General features: G+C 37.0%; 1 protein-coding gene. It reads right to left on the bottom strand.

What is annotated here, in order from left to right:
• Nucleotides 1-25 precede the first annotated feature (25 nt).
• On the bottom strand, nt 26-579 hold a 554-nt coding region (locus tag J7R13_RS08665; RefSeq protein WP_484791346.1), incomplete at its 5' end, for a Rossmann-fold NAD(P)-binding domain-containing protein.

The raw sequence follows: 579 nt of genomic DNA, 5'->3' as shown, positions 1-579 counted from the left end.
TCAATTTAATCACAAAAAATGTATATTAAGCTGATAAACTTTTAGAAAACTGTCCTTGAGGACGAAACCGCCATAGATAACTGGGTAAAATAGCGCTCATTGTTTTAGGAGTAATCCCGACCCCTTCTAAAGTTCGTCCATTTTTAATAGCTTCTTGAGAGACAATATTGTCTATTTGTAGAAAGCGTATTTGATCAGCTGTCATAAGTTCCGGCAATAAGGGTATTTTACCGATATTTCCTAAAATATTTCCAATGAAGAGGGCAATGGAAAGAGGCATAGATAAATCTATTTTCTTGCGGTGAATGATTATTAGTACATTTTCAACGATATTCTGGAATGTCATAACTACAGGTCCACCTTGATCATAACTTTTTCCAGAAGCAACCTTTCCTTCCAAAGCGCGTGCAACAAATTCAGCGATATCTCCAACATAAATAGGTTGCAATTTGCTTTGCCCACCGCCAAAAAGTGGTATAATAGGCGAAAAGCGAGATAAATTTGCCAAGGTATTAAAAAAGCAATCTTCCGGCCCAAAAATAACCGATGGGCGCATAATAATTGCTTGAGGGTGACTAT

Origin of the sequence: Bartonella taylorii 8TBB, from assembly GCF_902825155.1 — a bacterium.
In the GTDB taxonomy this organism is placed as follows: domain Bacteria; phylum Pseudomonadota; class Alphaproteobacteria; order Rhizobiales; family Rhizobiaceae; genus Bartonella; species Bartonella taylorii_A.
This window is presented reverse-complemented; position numbering and strand designations above follow the sequence as displayed.